This window comes from Lapillicoccus sp. (assembly GCF_046595215.1).
Lineage (GTDB): Bacteria > Actinomycetota > Actinomycetes > Actinomycetales > Dermatophilaceae > Lapillicoccus.
The window spans coordinates 13,162-31,023 of record NZ_JBKJPP010000218.1; the positions used below are offsets into that span (position 1 = coordinate 13,162).

Sequence of the window (17,862 nt, forward strand, 5' to 3'; positions counted from 1 at the left end):
CGGGTCAGGCCGCCCCACCGCGCGAGATCAGCTCACGGGCGAGCTGGCGGTATGCCGCTGCGGCGCCGTGCGTCGAGGCGTACGTGGTGATCGGCTCGGCAGCCAGCGTCGCGTCCGGGAACTTCACCGTGCGGCTGATCACGGTGTGGAAGACCGTCTCGCCGAAGTGGTCGACGACCGACCGGACGACCTCGCGGCTGTGGAGGGTGCGGCTGTCGTACATCGTCGCGAGAATGCCGTCGACCTGCAGCCGCGGGTTGAGCCGGTCGGTGATCTTGTCGATGGTCTCGACGAGCAGGGCCACTCCGCGCATGGCGAAGAACTCGCACTCGAGCGGGATGAGGACCCCGTGGGCCGCGGTCAGCGCGTTGACGGTGAGCAGGCCGAGAGAGGGCTGGCAGTCGATGAGGATGACGTCGTAGTCGTCGATGATGGGCCGAAGGACACGGGCAAGGATCTGCTCCCGGGCGACCTCACCGACGAGCTGGACCTCGGCAGCGGACAGGTCGATGTTGGCCGGCACGATGTCGAGGTTGTCCGTGGCGGTGGGCTGGATGACCTCGTGGATGTCGTGGCCGCGCTCGATGAGCAGGTTGTAGATCGTCACGTCGAGCTCGTTGGTCCTGATGCCGAGGCCGACCGACAGGGCGCCCTGCGGGTCGAAGTCGACGACGAGGACCTTGCGACCGACCTCGGCCAGGGCCGCGCCGAGGTTGATCGTCGTCGTCGTCTTGCCGACGCCCCCCTTCTGGTTGCACATGGCAATGATGCGGGCCGGGCCGTGGTCGGCCAGCGGCTGGGGCTCGGGGAACTGCGGCATCGGCCGACCGGTCGGGCCGTTGGCGCCGACGCCGGCGAGCTCGGTCCCGGGCAGTGGGAGGTCTCGCCCCGGCAGCTCATGGGCGCGTCGCTCGTCGCCGGACCCCGGCATCGTGACCTCCACCTCTGATTGAGGTTGAGGCTCGGAGGGCTGGTGGTGCTCGGTCCCCTCGTCGGTGGGTGCCTGGCTGGACGGGTTCACCTCTGCGGTCACAGGTGCGTCACTCCCGGGTGCGTCGATCTGGTCGGTCAGCCTCTCGCTGATCGGCACGACCTTATCAGCGGGCCCACCCCAACCGCCCCGTCGGAAACCTCGCCCGGAGCCAGCAGGGTCAGCGCGCCCTCGGGTGGGCACCGGCATACACCTCGCGCAGACGCTGCACGCTGACCATCGTGTAGATCTGTGTCGTCGTCACCGAGGCGTGCCCGAGCAGCTCCTGGACGACCCGCACGTCCGCGCCGCCGTCGAGCAGGTGCGTGGCGAACGAGTGGCGCAGGGTGTGCGGCGAGATGCGTCCCCGCAGGCCCGCGCGCTCGGCCGTCGTGCGCAGCGTCGCCCATGCGCTCTGCCGGGACAGCCTCGCCCCGCGCTGGTTGAGGAAGAGGGCAGGCGTGCCCTTGCCGCGGGTGGCGAGCTCGGGCCTGCCCCGGACGAGGTATGCGGAGACCGCCTCCCGCGCGTAGCGGCCCACTGGCACGATCCGCTCCTTGCGGCCCTTGCCGAACAGCCGGACGGATCCCGACCCCTGGGCCCCGGGGTCGGCCAGGTCGATGTCGTCGACGTCGAGTCCGACGGCCTCGGAGATGCGCGCCCCGGCGCCGTAGAGCACCTCGAAGAGCGCCCGGTCGCGCAGTGAGGTCGGCGTGTCACCGAGGGACGCGGCGGCGAGAATCGCCTCGACGTCCTCGACCGGGATCGCCTTGGGCAGGCGGCTCGCCGGCTTCGGCGGTGTGACGTCGCCCGCGGGATCGGTCGCGACCTGACCTTCGCGGGCGAGGAACCGGTGGAACCCCCGGACCGCGATGATCGACCGGGCCGCCGACGAGGCGGCGAGCGGCCGATGCTCCGGCGTCCCCTCGCGAAGCGAGGCGAGGAAGGCGCTGACGTCGGCCTCGACGACCGAGCCCGCGTCGGTGATGCCTCGCCCGGCGAGGAAGGAGCGATAGCGGTCGAGGTCGCGACGGTAGGACGTCACGGTGTTCTTCGCCGCGCCCCGCTCGACCTCGAGGTGGTCGAGCCAGCCGATGACGTCCCCCTCGAGCCGGGCCCGCGCCGTCCCGTCCGGCAACGCTGTCCCGTCTGGCAACGCTGTCCCGTCCGTCAGCTCAGGACCTCGTCCAGGTCGACGGAGGCGACCCCGTGGGCCTCGGCCACCGGTCCGTAGGTCACGGTGCCGGCACAGGTGTTCAGGCCCAGGGCCAGGGCGCGGTCGCGTCGCAGGGCGTCTCGCCAGCCACGGTTGGCGAGCTCCACGGCATACGGGAGGGTGACGTTGGTCAGGGCATAGGTGCTGGTGTGCGGCACCGCGCCGGGCATGTTGGCCACGCAGTAGAAGACCGAGTTGTGGACCGCGTAGGTGGGCTCGGCATGCGTCGTCGGGCGGGAGTCCTCGAAGCAACCGCCCTGGTCGATCGAGATGTCGACGAGGACCGAGCCGGGCTTCATCCGCGAGACCTGCTCGTTGGTGATCAGCGTCGGGGCCTTCGCGCCGGGGACGAGGACGGCGCCGATGACGAGGTCGGCGTCGACGATGGCGCGCTCGACCTCGTAGGCGTTGGAGGCGACCGTCTGGCAGTGGCCCTGGTAGATCGCGTCGGCGTGCCTCAGCTTGCTCACGTCGCGGTCGAGCAGGAGCACCTCGGCCTGCATGCCGAGGGCGATCGCGGCGGCGTTCATCCCCGAGACTCCGGCGCCGATGACGACGACCTTGGCGGCGTAGACCCCCGAGACGCCGCCCATGAGGACGCCGCGCCCACCTTGGGCGCGCATCAGCGTGTGGGCGCCGACCTGGGGTGCGAGGCGGCCGGCAACCTCGGACATCGGGGCGAGCAGCGGCAGCGAACGGTCCGGGAGCTCGACCGTCTCGTAGGCGATGCCGGTGACCTTGCGGGCACACAGCTCCTCCGTCAGCGGCTTGTCCGCCGCGAGATGCAGATAGGTGAAGAGGGTCTGCCCCTCACGCATCCGGGGGTATTCGACCGCGACCGGCTCCTTGACCTTGAGGACGAGCTCGCCCTCGGCCCACACGTCGTCGGCCGAGTCGAGGATCTTCGCGCCCGCGGCGATGTAGTCCGCGTCGTTGATGGACGACCCGACACCGGCGTCCTTCTCGACGAACACGTCGTGCCCGTGCCGGGTCAGCTCGTGGACGCCGGAGGGGGTGATGGCGACGCGGAACTCGTTGTTCTTGACCTCGCGGGGGATGGCGACCTTCACGAAATTACACGTCCTTCAAGGGTGCCGGCGCGTCCGGCTACGCTGCCGTGGCTGCCAGTTCGCTCTCGTGGAGCGCCCCGAGTCTAGACCCGGCGCCGACCGTGGGCAGGGACCTCCCCACCTCGGGTGGCACCTGGGTTCGGTCGCGCCCGAGCCCGTGGTCGACGACAGGAGTGTCTCGTGAAGATCTACTCGGACCTGCCCGCCCGACGCAGCGCCCAGCTGCTGTCGGACGTGTTCGTCGTGTGCTGGGTTGCCTTGTGCGCGTGGGTGGGTCGCATCGTGCACGACGCCGTCCTCGGCCTACGGCAGCCCGCCGACGCCGTCGTCGACGCGGGAGGGTCGTTCGGCGAGAATATGACCGGTGCCGGCCAACTGCTCGGGAGGCTGCCCGGCGTCGGGGACGACCTGGCCAAGCCGTTCCGGTCGGCAGCCGGTAACGGTGAGCAGCTCGCCGCGGCCGGCCGCGACTTCGGCATCGCCGTCGACCGGCTCGCGCCGATCCTCGGACTCGTCACGGCCCTGACCCCGATCCTCCTGGTCCTGGGGATCTGGCTGGTGGCCCGGGTGCGCTTCGTCCGGCGGGCACGGGCCGCACAGGGTTTCGTCGACGAGGACGCCGATCTGGACCTCTTCGCCCTGCGGGCGATGGCCCGTCAGCCGATGCACAAGCTCGCCAGGATCAGTGACGACCCGGTTGGAGCCTGGCGGGCCCGCGACCCCGAGGTGATCCGCCGGCTCGCGGTGCTCGAGCTGAGGTCGAGTGGCCTCCGCCCTCCCGACTGACACTCCTCCCCCGGGTGGGATTGTGAACCGGGGGTTGGAGCGCGACATCACCCCGACCGGGCAGAATCGGGGCCCTGGGCAATCCGGGTGACGCTCGCATGGAGGTCGTCGGCGGGGCAGTCCCACGTCGACGCGTCCGCCGCGACCTGCTCTCCGCTGCGAATGTCCTTCACGGCGTCCCCCCCGCCGTGGGGGTCCCCAACGTCCGGGAACCAGACGTAGGGGATGCCCCGCCGCTCGGCATACCGGATCTGCCTGCCGAGCTTCGCCGCGCTCGGGGCGACCTCACACGGTATGCCGCGCCCGCGCAGCGCCGTCGCGACGGCGAGCGAGCGGGGCCGTTCCTCGTCGGTGTTGAGCGCGACGAGGACCGCGGCGGGCGTCGAGCGGGAGGCCGTGACGAGTCCCTTGCCGAAGAGCAGTCCGAGGATGCGCGAGACCCCGATCGAGATGCCGACCCCCGGGTAGGTCGTGCGGCCGTCCGAGGCGAGCGCGTCATATCGGCCGCCCGAGCAGAAGGAGCCCCAGGACTCGTGGCCGACGAGCTGGGTCTCGTAGACGGTGCCGGTGTAGTAGTCCAGGCCGCGGGCGATCCGCAGGTCGGCGACGACCCGGCCGGGGGCGTGCTCCATCCCGGCCGTGATGACGCCGGCGAGGGACTCGAGGCCCTCGGCGAGAATCGGGTGGCTGACGCCGAGGTCGCGGACCCGGTCGACGAACGAGAGGTCCGGGGTGCGGATGCTCGCGAGGGCGAGGCACTGGGCGGCCTGTTCCGTGGTGGCGCCGGCGGCGACGAGCATCGCAGCGACCTTGACCGGGCCGATCTTGTCGAGCTTGTCGATGATCCGCAGCGTCCCGATGACGTCGTCGAGGCCGATGGCGAGGTAGAAGCCCTCGGGGATCTTGCGGTTGTTGACCTGGATGACGAAGTCGCCCACCGGGAAGCGGCCGAACACGTCGGCCACGACGAGCGGCATCTCCGCCTCGAAGTGCGGCGCCAGCTCACCCACGTCGACGACGTCGATGTCGGCCTGGGTGAACTCGCGGTAGCGCCCCTCCTGAGGACGCTCACCGCGCCACGCCTTCTGGATCTGGTAGCGGCGGAAGGGAAAGCTCAGCTTGCCGGCGTTCTCGAGCACGTAGCGCGCGAAGGGCACCGTCATGTCGAAGTGCAGGCCCCACCTGCTGTCGTCCTCGCCACCGCCGAGTCTCGAGACGGCGTAGATCTCCTTGTCGGCGTCCTCGCCCTGGGAGCTCAGGCGGTCGATGGGCTCGATGGAGCGGGTCTCGATCGAGGCGAACCCGTGCAGCTCGAACGTCTCCCGGATGACGTCGAGGAAGCGCTGCTCGACGATCCGGTCGGCGGGCAGGTATTCGGGAAAGCCGCTGATCGGCAGGACCTTGGCAGCCCGGGGGGTCCGGCCCGGGGTCACGGCCGGGCTGCTGCCCGGTCCGCCGCTCACGCCGTCAACCCTTGCAGGTGGGGGTTGGTCGCCCGTTCGCGGGCGATCGTCGTGCCCGGGCCGTGCCCCGGCAGCACGAGCATGTCGTCGGGCAGCGGCAGGACGACGTCGCGCAGCGAGCGCCGCATGGCCTCCGGGTCGCCGCCGGGCAGATCGGAGCGGCCGATCGAGCCGGCGAAGAGCACGTCACCGCTGACGCAGGTGGCGGTGGCGCCGGTCTCCTCGCGCAGCTGGTCCGGCACCTCGGGGAGGGTGAACATCACCGAGCCCTCGGTGTGGCCCGGGGCGTGGAGGACGCTCAGGTCGAGGCCGGCGAGGGGCAGTCGCTCGTGATCGCGTACCGTGACGACCTGGCTCGGCTCACGCCACGTCGACTGCCGGCCGAACTGCCGCTCGAGCATCGCGACCAGGCCGGGCTCGAGACTCGCGAGGGGGTCGGCGAGGCGGTAGCGGTCGTCCTGGTGGATGTATGCCGCGATGTCGCCCCCGCAGACGGGTGTCACGGAGTAGACGTGGTCCAGGTGGCCGTGGGTGAGCAGGACCGCGGCCGGGCGCAAGCGGTGCTCGCGCAGGACCGCGGCGAGCTGCTCCTCGACGCCGATGCCCGGGTCGACGACGAGGCACTCCTCGCCCGGCGAGGTGGCCAGCACATAGCAGTTCGTGTCGAAGGCAGCAGCCGGAAAGGCGATGGTCAGCACTGTCAGAGGGTATCCGCCGCCCCAACCGTCACGGACTCGTGACCCCGTCCCGTGCACGCGGGTTGGGGCCCTGCCTAGACTGACCCTTCGTCCCGGCCAGACCGGGGTCCGCGTGAGGCACGAGCGGGAGCTCGCGCAGAAGGAGGCCCAGTCCGTGCGTGACAAGCAGGCCGTGTTCGCCGTCCTCGGAGTCCTGGTCGTGGTCGTCGGGTTCGTGTGGTTGGCCAACGTGCTGACCAACCGCACCGACACCGCTGCCACCCCCGAGCCCTCGAACACGGTGCAGACGGACCCCTCCGCGGACGCGACGTCCTCCCCCACACCGACGGCCACGCCCTCGGTCCTGGCCGGGTGCACACCCGTCCCCGCGAACCAGACCGCAGTCAAGACGCTGACGGCGCAGCCGGACCTCGAGGGCGCCAAGGGCAAGACCTTCGTCGCGACGATCACGACGAACTGTGGCGCGATCACCGTCGAGCTCGACGGGGCGAAGGCTCCCGCCGCGGTGTCGTCGTTCATCCTGCTGGCCAAACAGGGCTACTGGGCGCCGAGCCCCTGCCACCGCCTGACCGGCGCGGCGCAGGGCATCTTCGTGCTGCAGTGCGGCGACCCGACCGGCACCGGCAGTGGCCCCGGTCCCGGCTATCACTTCGGGGTCGAGAACATCCCCGCCAACGACGTCTACCCCGCCGGCTCCCTGGCCATGGCCCGCAAGTCCGGGGACCCGAACAGCAACGGCGACCAGTTCTTCGTGGTCTACAAGGACACGACGCTCCCGAAGAGCGGTGACGGCAACGGCTACAGCGTTTTCGGCAAGGTCACCGGCGGAATGGATATCGTCGACAGGATCGCCGCCGCCGGGATCAACCCGACCGACCAGACCTCGCCCCTCGCACCGATCAGCATCCTCACCGTGGATGTCCAACCGAAGGCCTGAACACCGTGACTGACGCCGACCTTCCCCTTGAGGAAGACACCGCTGCTGGGGACACCACCCCCCAGCAGCCTCCCGTGACCCCTTCCGACCTCGACGGGGGGCCAGTGCGGGCGGCGGTCCCCGCGGAGCCGGTGGTGGGAGAGCCGGTCCCCGCGGAGCCGGCGGTGGAAGAGCCGGTGGTGGAAGAGCCGGTGGTGGCCTCGATCGTGACGAGGGAGCCCAGCCCGACCCCGGCCGCGATGCCCACGCACCCGTCGGTGTCGCCGGCGAAGCCGTCGCCGGCCATCTTCGCCCGGACCCACGGCGCGCCCGACCGCTCGGCCTTCGGCCGCGTCGCCGAAGACGGGGCCGTGTTCGTCAAGACGGGTGACGGAGAGCGCGAGGTCGGCTCCTACCCGGGGGCGACCCCGACCGAGGCGCTGGCCTACTTCGCCCGCAAGTACGACGAGCTCCTTGCGTCGGCAGACCTGCTCCACCAGCGGGTGACCCAGACGGAGATCGCCGCGAAGGACGCCCAGGAGGGCTACGCCAAGCTCAGGCAACAGACCACCGAGCCCAACGCGGTGGGTGACCTGGCCGCCCTCGAGGCTCGGGTGGCGGCGATCGGTGAGGCAGTCGAGACCCGCAAGGGCCAAGAGGCCCAGCAGAAGGCGGCAGCGCGGGAGGAGGGCCGCGCCCTGCGCGAGAAGCTCGTGGCGGAGGCGGAGAAGATCGCCTCCCAGCCCGAGGAGAAGGTCCAGTGGAAGAACAGCGGCGCCCGGATGCGCGAGCTGCTGGATGAGTGGAAGGAGCACCAGCGCTCCGGACCTCGTCTGGACCGCGCCTCGGAGTCGGCGATGTGGCAGCGCTTCAGTGCCGCCCGTAACAGTTTCGACCGCGCCCGCAGGGTGCACTTCGCCCAGCTCGACGGCCAGCAGTCCGAGGCCAAAGTTGTCAAGGACCGACTGGTCGCCGACGCCGAACGCCTCTCGACCAGCAAGGACTGGGCGCCCACCGCCACGGCCTTCAAGAATCTGATGGACGAGTGGCGGCGCGCGGGCCGGGCCGGGCGGGCCGACGACGACGCGCTCTGGGAGCGTTTCCGCTCGGCCCAGGACGCTTTCTTCACTGCCAAGGACGAGGTCGTTGCAGCCGAGGAGGAGTCCTTCCGCGGCAACCTCGAGGTCAAGCTGGCCCTCCTCAGGGAGGCGGACGGGCTGCTGCCGATCACGGACCTCGAACAGGCGAAGGCCTCGCTGCGCAGTATCCAGGACCGTTGGGACAAGGCTGGCAAGGTGCCCCGGGCCGACATCGACCGGACCGAGAAGGGTCTCAAGCGCGTCGAGCAGACCATCCGGGACTCGGAGGAGAAGCGCTGGTCATCGAGCAACCCCGAGGCGGCCGCCCGAGCCCAGAGCCTGGCCGACCAGCTCGAGTCCGCCGTCGCCGGACTGCGCGCCGACCTCGCCAAGGCCGAGGACTCCGGCAACCAGCCGAAGATCGAGCAGGCGAGGTCGGCGCTCGAAGCCCGTGAGCAGTGGCTCGCCCAGGCCCGAGCAGGCGTCGAGGAGTTCGGCAGCTAGCCCTCTGGCCCAGCCCCACAGGTTGCGCTTACCCCGACATGTTGCGCCCGCGGCCGCGCGGAAGGCGCACTGGCCAGCAAAAGCACGGTCCTGGACGCAACAGGTGGGACGGATCTGCCGTGGGCGTGGTAGCCGGTGCGGCTCGTTGCGGCGCGGTCACCGTATGCCGGTACGCCGCGGTTACGGGGTCGGAGAGGACGCCCGGTCAGTGGGTCTCTCGTCGGGCGTCGCCCTGCCCCCGGTGATCCGGTAGACGTCGAACACCCCGTCGATCCTGCGCACGGCGTTGACGACGTGGTCGAGGTGACCCGGGTCGGCCATCTCGAAGGTGAACCGCGAGATCGCCACCCTGTCCCGAGAGGTCTGCACCGACGCCGACAGGATGTTGACGTGCTGGTCCGACAGCACCCGGGTCACGTCGCTGAGGAGCCGGTTGCGGTCCAGCGCCTCGACCTGGAGCTGGACGAGGAAGACGCTCGACGCTGACGGCGCCCACTCGACGTCGACGAGCCGATCGGCTTGTGCCAGCAAGGACTCCGCGTTCGTGCAGTCCTTGCGGTGCACCGACACACCACTCCCCCGGGTCACGAACCCGAGGATCGGGTCACCCGGGACGGGGGTGCAGCACCTGGCGAGCTTGACCCACACGTCCGCGGTGCCGACGACGACGACACCCGGGTCCCCGGTGCGGCGACGGGCCCGGCTCCTGGTCGGGACGGTGGCCTCGGCGAGGTCCTCGCTGGCCCCCTCCTCGCCCCCGAACGAGGCCACCAGCCGGTTGACGACATGGATCGCAGAGATGTGTCCCTCACCGACCGCGGCATACAGGCTCGCGATGTCCGGATGGCGCAGCTCCCCCGCGATGCCGGTCAGACTCTCGACCGACATGAGGCGCTGGAGCGGCAGGCCCTGCTTGCGCATCGCCTTCGCGATGGCGGTCTTGCCGCTCTCGATCGCCTCCTCGCGTCGCTCCTTGGAGAACCACCCGCGGATCTTGTTGCGGGCGCGGGCGCTCTTGACGAAGGTCAGCCAGTCCCGCGACGGCCCGGCGCCGTCGGCTTTCGAGGTGAGGACCTCGACGACGTCGCCGTTCTCCAGCACCGACTCCAGCGGCACGAGTCGACCGTTGACGCGCCCGCCGATGGTGTGGTGCCCGACCTCGGTGTGCACGGCATACGCGAAGTCGACCGGGGTCGCCCCGGCTGGCAGCGCGACGACCGACCCCTTCGGCGTGAAGACGTAGACCTCACCCCCCTCCATCTCGAACCGCAGGGAGTCGAGGAACTCCCCCGGGTCCTCGGTCTCTCGCTGCCAGTCGAGCAGCTGCCGCAGCCAGGCCATGTCGTTGACCGGCCCTGAGTCGCTGGTCGTCGCGCCGCTCTCACCCGGCTTCGCGTCCTCCTTGTACTTCCAGTGCGCCGCGACCCCGTACTCCGCGCGGCGGTGCATGGTGTTCGTGCGGATCTGGATCTCGACCGGCTTGCCCTCGGGCCCGATCACGGTCGTGTGAAGTGACTGGTACATGTTGAACTTCGGCATCGCGATGTAGTCCTTGAACCGCCCGGGGACGGGATTCCAGCGCGCGTGGAGCGCCCCCAGCGCCGCGTAGCAGTCGCGGACCGTCTCGACGAGCACCCGCACGGCCACGAGGTCGTAGATCTCCTCGAAGTCGCGGCCCCGGACGATCATCTTCTGGTAGACGGAGTAGTAGTGCTTGGGCCGGCCGGTGACGGTCGCCTTGATCTTGGCGCCGCGCAGGTCCTCGGCGACCTGGGTCCGCACGCCGGAGAGGTATTCGTCCCGGGCGGGCGACCGCTCGGCCACGAGGCGCACGATCTCGTCATAGACCTTGGGGTAGAGCGCGGCGAACGACAGGTCCTCGAGCTCCCACTTGATGGTGTTCATGCCGAGCCGGTGGGCCAGCGGGGCGTAGATCTCGAGCGTCTCGTGGGCCTTGCGCTGGGCCGACTCCTTCGAGACGTAGCGCCACGTCCGCGCGTTGTGGAGCCGGTCGGCCAGCTTGATGACGAGGACCCGGATGTCGCGGGCCATCGCCACGACCATCTTGCGCACCGTCTCGGCCTGCGCGGCCTCACCGTAGGTCACCTTGTCGAGCTTGGTCACGCCGTCGACGAGGCCCGCGACCTCGTCACCGAACTCACGGCGCAGCTCCTCGAGGCCGTATGCCGTGTCCTCGACTGTGTCGTGCAGCAACGCCGCCGCGAGGGTCGCCGGCGTCATGCCCAGCTCGGCCAGGATCGTCGTCACAGCCAGCGGGTGGGTGATGTAGGCGTCACCGCTCTTGCGCATCTGGCCGCGGTGCGCGATCTCGGCGATCTCGTAGGCACGCTCGATGACGGCTACGTCTGCCTTGGGGTGGGTGGTGCGCACCGTCTGCAGGATCGGCTCGAGGGCCGGGTTGCCGCTCGAGCGGGTCCCCCCGAAGCGAGCCAGCCGGGCCCGCATGCGTGCGGGCGTCGTCAGCGGGGACGTCGCATCGGTGCGGGCATCCTCACTCATGCAGCGAGTGTAGTCAACGCCTGCGAGCCCGCTGGACGTGGTTCCGGACCGACCCAGACCCGCGAGGTCAGAGCGTGACGACGGCGTTGACCTCGCGCCCCGTCAGCTTGCCCCGCCCGTGGAGGAAGGACAGCTCCAGCACCACCTCGATCGCGACGACCTCACCACCGGCGCGCTCGACGAGCTCCGAGGTGGCTGCGGCGGTCCCTCCTGTGGCGAGGACGTCGTCGATGACGAGGACCCGTGCGCCCGCCGCAAGGGCGTCACGGTGGATCTCGAGGACGGCTGATCCGTATTCGAGCGTGTACTCGACCGAGTGCGTGGCAGCCGGCAGCTTGCCGGCCTTGCGGACGGCGACGAAACCGATCCCGAGTGCGTAGGCGACCGCGCCGCCCAGGACGAACCCCCGGGCCTCGATCCCGGCAACGATGTCGACGCGGCCCGAGTAGCGGGCGGCGACGTCGTCGACGAGGGCCACGAAGGCCGAGCCGTCGGCGAGCAGCGGGCTGACGTCCTTGAAGAGCACCCCCGGCTCCGGGAAGTCGGGGACGTCGCGCAGGAGGCCGACCACGAGGTCGTGGATCGACGCCGGCGGGTCGGCGTCGCCGGTCATCACCGCTTCGACTTCGGGGGGCGCTTCGGCTGGTTGCGCGGGCCGCTCTGGGCCCACTTGTGGACTTCGCGGGGGGCGCCGTCCGCCGCCCGGACGTCCTGGACCACCGTCGACCCCGCGGCATGGTGCGTGGACCCGTCGGACGACAGCGTCGTCTGCGCCTCCGCTGGCGCCCCTGCACCGACGGGGACCGCGACCTTCGTCTTCGACTGTGCTCGGGAGGCTGCCTGGTCGAGGTCCTTCACCGCGGCCTCGCCCCGCCGCAGGTCGACGAGCAGCGGGGTGGCGATGAAGATCGAGGAGTAGGCCCCGACGGCGATGCCGACGAAAAGCGCCAGGCTGAGGTCCAGCAGCGTCCCCGGCCCGAGCCTGGTGAAGCCGACGACGAGGATCGCCGCAATGGGCAGGAGGGCGACGACCGTCGTGTTGACCGACCGGACGAGGGTCTGGTTGACGGCGAGGTTGGCCGCTTGGGCATACGTCCGGCGGCGGTTGGCCATCGCCGCCGTGGTGTTCTCGCGGACCTTGTCGAAGACGACGACGGTGTCGTAGAGGGAGTAGCCGAGGATCGTGAGGAACCCGATCATCGACGACGGGGTGATCTCGAACCCGAACAGCGCGTAGATCCCGACGGTGATGACCAGGTCGTGGATCAGGGCCACGAGCCCCGCCACCGCCATCGTCCAGGTCCGGAAGTAGATGGCCATGACGAGTGCCACGAGGATCAGGAAGACCACGAGCGCCTGGATCGCCTTGGTGCTGACCGACTGACCCCAGGACGGACCGATCAGCGAGGCGCTGACGTTGGTCGCCGGCACCCCGAAGCCCGTGCCCAGCGCAACCTTGGCGGCCTCGTTGGACTCGTTGGCCGCCTCGGTCTGGACGCGCACCGAGTTGCCACCGATCACCGTCGTGAGGACGTTGCCCCCGATGCCGGCCTGGGAGATGGCAGCCTGGGCCTTGGCCTCGTAGCCCTGGGTGTTGGTGACCCCGTTGATCCGGAACTCGGAGCCACCACGGAACTCGATGCCGAAGTTGAGCCCCCGCGCGAAGATGCCCACGAGGGCGAGCACGATCAGGACAGCCGACACGGCATACCAGGTCCTCTGGCGTCCGATGAAGTCGATGGAGCGCTTGCCGGTGTAGAGATCGTTGCCGACCTGGGAGACGTTGATCATCGTCAGGCCTTCCCCTCGGCCAGTGGCCGGGTCGTTGCAGTGGTGGCGCGGGCGCCGGAGAACTGCCCGCGCCCGACGTATCGGGGCTTGGCGCCGAGGCGCTGGGGGTCGAGCCCCGAGAGCCGGTGCCCACCGCCGAAGAAGCTCGTGTGGGCGAGCAGCCCCATGACCGGGTGGGTGAAGAGGAAGACGACTGCGAGGTCGATGAGCGTCGTGATCCCGAGCGTGAAGGCGAAGCCTCGGACGTTGCTCGTGGCCAGGAGGTAGAGCACGGCGGCCGCAAGGAAGTTCACCGCGTCGGCTGCCAGGATCGTGCGCCGCGCGCGCTTCCAGCCGGCATCCACCGCAGCCACGAGGGGGCGCCCTTCGCGCACCTCGTCGCGGATGCGCTCGAAGTAGACGATGAACGAGTCGGCTGTGACGCCGATGGCGACGATGACCCCGGTCACCCCCGCCATGGTGAGGCGGAAGTTGTAGGACCACCCGAGGAAGGTCAGGACGCCGAAGGTGAGGACTGCTGCCACGACGAGCGAGGCCACGGTGACGAAGCCGAGCAGGCGATACTGCAGCAGCGAGTAGACGACGACGAGGAGCAGGCCGATGAGGCCGGCGAGCAGCCCGAGCTTGAGCTGCTCGCTGCCGAGCGTGGGGCTGATGTCCTCCTGTGTCTGCAACGAGAACGACATCGGCAGGGCGCCGAACTTCAGCTGCTGGGCCAGGGCCCGGGCGCTGTCGATGGTGAACGAGCCGGTGATGCTCGCCTGCCCGTTGGTGATTGCGGCCCTCGTCGTCGGGGCGGAGACGACGAGCTTGTCGAGGACGATCGCGAACTGGTTCTGGGCGCCCTTGAGGCCGAGCAGCCGGGTCGTCACGTCACCGAACTTCCTGGCGCCGTCGCCGGTGAACTTCAGCGAGACCTCGACGATGCTCGTCGGCTGGCCGTTCGGGCCGGGTTGGTAGCCCGAGCTGGCGTCCGCGATGTCATTGCCGTCGACCTCGACCGGGCCGAGGATGTACTTCTGCTGCTTGTCGTCCGAGCACGTGACGAGAGCCTGGGCAGGGTCGTCGACGAGGGCGTTGACCACCCCTGGCTTGGAGCAGTCGAGGTCGGTGAACTGCTTCTGCAGCTCGGGGGTGGCCCAGGCGAGGTCACTCGCGCTGGTCGGCGCTGTGGTTGGGGTGCTGGCTGGGGTGGCCGCGGCCGGGGTGGCCGGACCCGGGGTGGCCGGACCCGGGGTGGCCGCGGCCGGGGTCGTGGCGCCCGGGGTCGTGGCGCCTGGGGTCGGCGTGTCGACCTGGAGCAGTGCGGGCGGCAGCGCGGCGTTGGCCGGGGTGGTGGCAGGGTTGGCGGTGGGCGGCGCGTTCGGGGTGAACACAGGCGGCGGCGTCGTCGCCGTCGGCGTCGCCGGGGCGGTGGCCGTGCCGGTGCCCGTAGCGGTCCCGGTGCCCGTGGCGGTCCCGGTGCCCGTGGCGGTCCCCGTGGGGGTGGGGTTGGCTGCGGCGGCGGCCTGCGGCGATCCGTAGTTCGCGGTGAGGACCGCCCTGAAACGCAGCTGCGAGGGCTTGCGGATCGCGTCGAGCGTCTTGGCATCGGGCTGGCCGGGGATCGAGACGACGATGTTGCGCCCGCCCTGGGTGGTCACCTCGGCCTCGCTCACGCCGTAGGAGTTCACCCGCTGCTGGATGATGTCGCGGGCCTTGTCGAGCTGACCGGAGTTGACCTGGGCGTTGGGATCGGCGAGGACGGGCTGGAGCACCATCTCGGTCCCACCCTTGAGGTCGAGGCCGAGCTTGGGGGCGAGCTCTCCATCGCTCCAGGCGCGGGCGGCGCCGATCCCTCCGAAGAGCGCGATGATCAGGACGAGGAGCGCCACGAGGACGCGCAGGGGGTTGCGCTTGCGAGAGTCGATAGCCACGGACCGGCCTCTACCGGGTATCGGTCGGTGAGGTGACCGGCCCGGACGGTGCTCCACCGGGAGCCGAGACGTCGACCTTGGTCGCGATGGCCCGCCGGTCGAACCGGATAGACGTCCCGGGAGCGACCTCGAGGGTCGCGATCAGCTCGTCGAGAGCAACGATCCTGGCGAAGAGACCCGAGGTCGTGCACACGTCGTCACCGACGGCGAGGCTGGACTGCACGTCCTGGATCGCCCGCGCCCGCCTGCGCTGGCTCCAGAACATGAACCCCACGAGGAGGAGCAGCAGCACCGGGAGCAGCAGGGCGCCCAGCCCGTTTCCTTCAGACATGAACCAAGTCCTTCGTGTCGACCAGTGTGGCAGCGTCCTGAGGGAGAACGTCTCCGCGGCTGCGAGAGTGCCGACCCCGTGGGCCGACGCGCCCGCGAGAGTCTAGGTGAGGCGCAGGCGTGCAGCCAAAGCACGCGCCCGACATCTGCCACATTGTGACGTGACGGGGACTGCCCGTGGGGAAGCCGCGCCGCGGGTGCCGGCCGCCCTGCCGTATGCCGGGTTGACGGGGGTCTAACGGGCTCGTGCCCGGCAGCCTCGCAACCCCACATCCCCGCCGACGCGCGAAGCCCCGAGGCCCCTCAGCCCCCGAAGCGACCCTCGTCCTCGAGCGGCAGCAGGGCGGCCGCTCCGCCGGCCTGGAAGGAGCCGCTCGTGGACGGCGGCGTGAGACCCAGGTGCGCCCACGCCTGTGGGGTCGCGGCCCGCCCACGGGGGGTGCGCACGATGAGGCCCTCGCGCACGAGGAAGGGCTCCGCCACCGTCTCCACCGTGTCGGCCTCCTCCCCCACGGCCACGGCGAGCGTGTTGAGGCCAACCGGTCCGCCCCCGAAGCGACGGCAGAGTGCTTCGAGGACGGCGCGGTCGAGCCGATCGAGGCCGCGGTCGTCGACGTCGAAGAGCGCCAGCGCGACCTTGGCCGACTCGAGGTCCACGACGCTGCGGCCGTGGACCTGAGCCCAGTCACGGCAGCGACGAAGCAGTCGGTTGGCGATGCGGGGCGTCCCCCGTGAGCGCAGGGCGATCTCCTGGATGCCGGCGGCATCGGCCTCGACCTCGAGCAGGCGGGCCGAGCGCCGCAGGATCGTCGCGAGGTCCTCGGTGGCATAGAAGTCGAGGTGCCCGGTGAAGCCGAACCGGTCGCGCAGGGGCGCCGGCAGCATCCCGGCGCGGGTCGTCGCACCGACGACGGTGAAGGGTGGCAGCTCGAGGGGGATGGCGGTCGCCCCCGGGCCCTTGCCGACGATGACATCGACCCGGAAGTCCTCCATCGCGAGGTAGAGCATCTCCTCGGCCGCCCTGGACATCCGGTGGATCTCGTCGAGGAAGAGCACCTCCCCCTCTGCCAGCGAGGACAGGATCGAGGCGAGGTCGCCGGCATGCTGGATCGCGGGGCCCGAGGTCACCCGGATCGGCTGGTCGAGCTCGGCCGCGACGATCATCGCCAGCGTGGTCTTGCCCAGCCCGGGGGGACCGGAGAGCAGCACGTGGTCGGGGGGTGCCCCCCGCCGGCGAGCGGCCTCGAGGACCAGCGAGAGCTGGTTGCGCACCCGGGTCTGGCCGGTGTAGTCCGCGAGCCGTCGCGGCCGCAGGGCCATCTCGACCTTGCGGTCCTGGTCGTCGCCACGGCCGTCGACCACCCGGGCCGTCGCGTCGAAGGAGCCGTCGTCCTCGGCCCAGATGCCGCGGACCTCGTCATCGTTCGTCGTCGTCATCGTCCGAGCACCTGCAGGGCCGCGCGCAGCAGCGCCGAGACGTTGGCGCCGTCTGCGGACAGCGGGACCACGGCGTCCACCGCGTCGTCGGCCTGCTTGGAGCTCCAGCCGAGCCCGACGAGGGCCTCGCGCACCTGTCCCTGCCACGCCCCCGTGGCGGGCTGGTCGCTGACCTGGGCCGTGCTCGACGGCACGCCGATCGTGTCGCGCAGCTCGAGGACGATGCGTTCGGCGCCCTTCTTACCGATGCCGGGCACCTTGGTCAGGGCAGCGAGGTCGCCGGAGGAGACCGCGAGGCGCACCCCGTCCGGGGAGTGCACCGCGAGCATCGCCAGGGCCAGCCGGGGTCCGACCCCGGACACGGTCTGGACGGTCTCGAAGACCGCCTTCTCCTGGTCGTCGGCGAAGCCGTAGAGCGTCAGCGACTCCTCCCGCACGACGAGCGTCGTCGACAGCGCAGCGGTGGACCCCGTCCGGAGCGACGCCGCGGTGGCGGGGGTGGTGTGCACGAGCATGCCGACGCCCCCGACCTCGACGATGACGGAGTCCAGACTGGTGCGCAGCACCGTCCCGCGCAGGGAGGCGATCATCGCGCCGCCCCCTGTCTGGCGAGCGCCTCGTCGATGCGGCGTTGGGCTCCCCCGCGCCACAGGTGGCAGATCGCCAGCGCGAGGGCGTCAGCGGCATCGGCCGGCTTCGGCGGGGCATCGAGACGCAGCAACCTGGTCACCATCGCCGTCACCTGCGCCTTGTCGGCGCGGCCGCTGCCGGTGACGGCGGCCTTGACCTCGGTGGGGGTGTGCAGATGGACCGGTATGCCGCGGGCCGCCGCAGCGAGCATCGCCACGGCCGTGGCCTGGGCGGTGCCCATGACGCTCGAGACGTTGGCGTCGGCGAAGACCTGCTCGATCGCCACCGCGTCCGGACGGTGGCGGTCGACCCAGTCCTGCATCTCGACCTGCAGCGCGAGCAGCCGCTGCGCGGTCGGGAGCGACGACGAGGTGCGGAGCACGCCGACCTCGACCATCCGCAGCGGGCGTCCGAGGTCACCCTCGACCACGCCGATGCCGCACCGGGTGAGACCGGGGTCGACGCCAAGGACGCGCACCACGGCATACCTCCCTCGTCGTCACGGTGTCCGAACAGGTGTTCGGGACCGACGCTAC

The 17,862-nt window shown here is 70.8% G+C and carries 16 protein-coding genes; 3 read left to right on the plus strand and 13 right to left on the minus strand.

What is annotated here, in order from left to right; translation table 11 throughout:
- Positions 1–4: 4 nt before the first annotated feature.
- From ACLL9L_RS18750 to ald, 3 genes are all read right to left on the minus strand, one after another.
- A complete protein-coding gene (locus tag ACLL9L_RS18750; RefSeq protein WP_411286199.1) occupies positions 5–931 on the minus strand; it encodes a ParA family protein in 927 nt (308 codons plus the stop codon).
- A 220-nt stretch (positions 932–1,151) separates the two neighbouring features.
- The gene (xerD, locus tag ACLL9L_RS18755) at positions 1,152–2,126 is read right to left on the minus strand and encodes a site-specific tyrosine recombinase XerD (RefSeq protein WP_411286170.1); all 975 of its coding nucleotides are present in this window, start codon (positions 2,124–2,126) and stop codon (positions 1,152–1,154) included.
- Between the two features lie 14 nt (positions 2,127–2,140).
- Positions 2,141–3,256: an alanine dehydrogenase gene (gene ald / locus ACLL9L_RS18760; protein ID WP_411286171.1), complete on the minus strand. Its 1,116-nt coding sequence runs from the start codon at positions 3,254–3,256 to the stop codon at positions 2,141–2,143.
- 180 nt (positions 3,257–3,436) lie between these two features.
- On the opposite strand from ald, the gene ACLL9L_RS18765 reads away from it, so the two are divergent.
- A complete protein-coding gene (locus tag ACLL9L_RS18765; RefSeq protein ID WP_411286172.1) occupies positions 3,437–4,042 on the plus strand; it encodes a hypothetical protein in 606 nt (201 codons plus the stop codon).
- 47 nt (positions 4,043–4,089) lie between these two features.
- On the opposite strand, the gene hisS is transcribed toward ACLL9L_RS18765, so the two are convergent.
- Positions 4,090–5,505, minus strand: a complete 1,416-nt coding sequence (gene hisS, locus ACLL9L_RS18770; protein WP_411286173.1) for a histidine--tRNA ligase — start codon at positions 5,503–5,505, stop codon at positions 4,090–4,092.
- Positions 5,502–6,203, minus strand: coding sequence for an MBL fold metallo-hydrolase (locus ACLL9L_RS18775; protein WP_411286174.1), 702 nt, complete (start codon positions 6,201–6,203; stop codon positions 5,502–5,504). The genes hisS and ACLL9L_RS18775 overlap by 4 nt, the downstream gene beginning before the upstream one ends.
- Before the next feature lie 112 nt (positions 6,204–6,315).
- Here ACLL9L_RS18775 and ACLL9L_RS18780 point away from each other — a divergent pair, with 112 nt between their 5' ends.
- A complete protein-coding gene (locus tag ACLL9L_RS18780; RefSeq protein WP_411286175.1) occupies positions 6,316–7,140 on the plus strand; it encodes a peptidylprolyl isomerase in 825 nt (274 codons plus the stop codon).
- A 74-nt stretch (positions 7,141–7,214) separates the two neighbouring features.
- On the plus strand, positions 7,215–8,702 hold the full coding sequence (locus ACLL9L_RS18785) for a DUF349 domain-containing protein (RefSeq protein ID WP_411286176.1): 1,488 nt from the start codon (positions 7,215–7,217) through the stop codon (positions 8,700–8,702).
- A 180-nt stretch (positions 8,703–8,882) separates the two neighbouring features.
- On the opposite strand, the gene ACLL9L_RS18790 is transcribed toward ACLL9L_RS18785, so the two are convergent.
- The 8 genes from ACLL9L_RS18790 to ruvC all read right to left on the minus strand — a co-directional run bounded on the left by ACLL9L_RS18790 (position 8,883) and on the right by ruvC (position 17,804).
- On the minus strand, positions 8,883–11,222 hold the full coding sequence (locus ACLL9L_RS18790; protein WP_411286177.1) for a RelA/SpoT family protein: 2,340 nt from the start codon (positions 11,220–11,222) through the stop codon (positions 8,883–8,885).
- A 67-nt stretch (positions 11,223–11,289) separates the two neighbouring features.
- Positions 11,290–11,835 (minus strand): adenine phosphoribosyltransferase, encoded by a 546-nt coding sequence (locus ACLL9L_RS18795; protein WP_411286178.1) that lies wholly within the window; start codon positions 11,833–11,835, stop codon positions 11,290–11,292.
- Positions 11,835–13,013 carry a protein translocase subunit SecF gene (gene secF, locus ACLL9L_RS18800; RefSeq protein ID WP_411286179.1) on the minus strand — a complete coding sequence of 393 codons (1,179 nt, stop codon included), beginning with the start codon at positions 13,011–13,013 and terminating at the stop codon, positions 11,835–11,837. The genes ACLL9L_RS18795 and secF overlap by 1 nt, the downstream gene beginning before the upstream one ends.
- Positions 13,014–13,015: 2 nt before the next feature.
- Complete coding sequence (secD, locus tag ACLL9L_RS18805) at positions 13,016–14,929, minus strand: protein translocase subunit SecD (RefSeq protein ID WP_411286180.1); 1,914 nt, start codon at positions 14,927–14,929, stop codon at positions 13,016–13,018.
- Between the two features lie 10 nt (positions 14,930–14,939).
- A complete protein-coding gene (yajC, locus tag ACLL9L_RS18810) occupies positions 14,940–15,260 on the minus strand; it encodes a preprotein translocase subunit YajC (RefSeq protein ID WP_411286181.1) in 321 nt (106 codons plus the stop codon).
- Between the two features lie 302 nt (positions 15,261–15,562).
- Positions 15,563–16,696, minus strand: a complete 1,134-nt coding sequence (ruvB, locus tag ACLL9L_RS18815) for a Holliday junction branch migration DNA helicase RuvB (RefSeq protein ID WP_411286182.1) — start codon at positions 16,694–16,696, stop codon at positions 15,563–15,565.
- On the minus strand, positions 16,693–17,286 hold the full coding sequence (gene ruvA, locus ACLL9L_RS18820; protein ID WP_411286183.1) for a Holliday junction branch migration protein RuvA: 594 nt from the start codon (positions 17,284–17,286) through the stop codon (positions 16,693–16,695). Before ruvA ends, ruvB begins: the two co-directional genes overlap by 4 nt.
- Positions 17,283–17,804, minus strand: coding sequence for a crossover junction endodeoxyribonuclease RuvC (gene ruvC / locus ACLL9L_RS18825; RefSeq protein WP_411286200.1), 522 nt, complete (start codon positions 17,802–17,804; stop codon positions 17,283–17,285). Before ruvC ends, ruvA begins: the two co-directional genes overlap by 4 nt.
- Positions 17,805–17,862: the final 58 nt, after the last annotated feature.